Raw genomic sequence first — 2080 nt, forward strand, 5'->3', positions numbered from 1 at the left:
TCTTTATTGATCTTACTATTACTGATCCTTTGATCTGTGAATAGTTTTGTATTCCTGTTGAGATCCAATTGCTTAACTAAGATCAATTGATGTGAATTAGATCGGATCAACAGGCCTAAAACCTTTGATCAATTTGCCACTTTATTCACAGGGCTAGATCTGAATTTTTTTATCCAATGGATAAGTAAGCATAGATCAGCAGTTAGATCATAGGTTATCCACAATGCGATCTAAAATAGACTGAATTTGTGAATAACTTCTGTGTATTTCAATGTCGCAGCGTTAAGCGACACATTCAACAAACTTAGGTAACCAAGCAATAGCGGTATCTTCTGGTAGATCTGGGTGTAAAACATCGATCTTTTCTATGTCTAACAGCTGTGTTGCACCTTTTTCTTTAAGTAAATCAGCAAGATTAATAGCTGCGTGGTTAAAGGTGTCGTAACTTGAATCACCAATTCCCACTACTGCAAAGCGTAGCTGACTCAGATCCGAACTTGCTTTTAACGCTGATATAAAAGGTAATAAGTTTTCTGGATAGTCACCGGCTCCATAGGTTGATGTCACCACCAGCCACAGTGCTTGCTGACAAGCTTCAAGCTCAGGTTGTTCATGCAAATTTACGGTATAGCCTTGAGATTCAAGCGATTCCATTAGCTGTTCAGCAACGTATTCTGCTGATCCCATTTGGCTGCCTACAATAAGATCTAAAGTTTGCATTATTACCCTTACCTAAGTCGTGTTGCGCGTCATCTTAGCGTTTAACATGAATATGTAAAGAGGGCTTTGAAGTTATTGGATAAAAATATTTGCACAAATAATGTGTGATTTTTACTTTCTTTATTTATCTATATGAAAGGAAAGAGAAAAATAAAATATTCCTGAGCTTAACTTGGTGATCTATTTGTGGATAATCTATGGGATAGCTGCGCTTAAAAGTGCTTTTATAACGCTGGAACTACGATTGAAGAAGTAAGATCTTCGCTGTTTTTGAATGGATTTTGAGGTTGTGGATGAAGAGTTGTGGATAACGATCTAAAAGCCCGAAGTCGATCCAGACTTTTAGATCTATTTAGTTAGATCCATATAATAAAAGAGTCTAAAAAACCGGTCAGATTTCGGGATTAATTTAGCTTGACAGCCTAGTTGTGAGAACTGGTTGCTCAAATAAGAACTCAACCGTATGCTCTTCGAGCAGTTTTTTAGTGGCTGACTCTTGCTGTGCTATCACATGATCGCTGAGTGCATTACCTGATGAGATACGTTTGACTCCTAACTCAGCTAACGCCTGTTTATCACTAAATCCGGGCAACAACATCACATTGACTGGAATTGAAAGCAGGGCTGTTAGGCGTTTTATCATCGCGGTGTCGGTTAAACCAGGAATAAAAAAGCCATCGCAACCTGCTGTTTGGTAAGCGAGCGCACGCTCATGAAGCGTCGCTTCCGTCCAATGTGGTTGTAAGCAAAGATCGCAACGTGCATTGATAAAGAAGTGTTTGAAACCGCGATGATGTAATGCTTGTTTGATTGCCTGCAATAGCGCTTGGTGTGATGCTATATCGCGTAAGCTGCTCTGGTGACTGGGCTTGTCTTCAATATTGATACCTGCAACGCCAAGGTCGGCCAATTGGATAATATGTTTGATGATCTGATTTTGATCCGCGCTGTAGCCTGCCTCAATATCAACACTTAATGGAATAGTGATCACCTTAAGAATGGCACTTACTGTTTGTAGTACATGATCAAATGTGAGTTGTTCTCCATCTTTATAGCCCTGATGATTTGACATGCCCCAACTTGTTGTCGCAACAGCTTTGCCACCAGCCTGCTCAATAATAAGTGCCGATAAAGGATCCCAGCAATTAGCGGTAAAGAGCGGGCTAGTGTTTTGATGAAGAGCTTTAAAAGTTGTACGTTGATCCATTTTATTTCTCCTAAGTTGACACACTTAGGGTACGCAGTTTATGGATGTTGGACTGGCCAAATTTGGCACTCAACATTTTGATACACATTTTCACGAAAAAGTAAGGTGAAAATGTTATTTGAAAAAATATGTATTATTTTTATGCAGTTAGAG

General features: G+C 39.3%; 2 protein-coding genes. Both read right to left on the reverse strand.

Going from position 1 to position 2080, the window contains the following annotated elements:
• Positions 1 to 282 precede the first annotated feature (282 nt).
• Positions 283 to 720 carry an FMN-binding protein MioC gene (gene mioC / locus L1D50_RS22835; RefSeq protein WP_128727182.1) on the reverse strand — a complete coding sequence of 146 codons (438 nt, stop codon included), beginning with the start codon at positions 718 to 720 and terminating at the stop codon, positions 283 to 285.
• Between the two features lie 409 nt (positions 721 to 1129).
• Complete coding sequence (locus tag L1D50_RS22840) at positions 1130 to 1927, reverse strand: isocitrate lyase/phosphoenolpyruvate mutase family protein (RefSeq protein ID WP_239966919.1); 798 nt, start codon at positions 1925 to 1927, stop codon at positions 1130 to 1132.
• Positions 1928 to 2080 lie beyond the last annotated feature (153 nt).

The sequence above is a fragment of the Pseudoalteromonas sp. Isolate6 genome, assembly GCF_022398435.1.
GTDB classification, from domain to species: Bacteria; Pseudomonadota; Gammaproteobacteria; order Enterobacterales; family Alteromonadaceae; genus Pseudoalteromonas; species Pseudoalteromonas galatheae.

Coding starts and splice junctions, on each gene's coding strand:
- mioC (WP_128727182.1), bottom strand. CDS start 720: ATGCAAACTTTAGATCTTATTGTAGGCAGCCAAATGGGATCAGCAGAA.
- L1D50_RS22840 (WP_239966919.1), bottom strand. CDS start 1,927: ATGGATCAACGTACAACTTTTAAAGCTCTTCATCAAAACACTAGCCCG.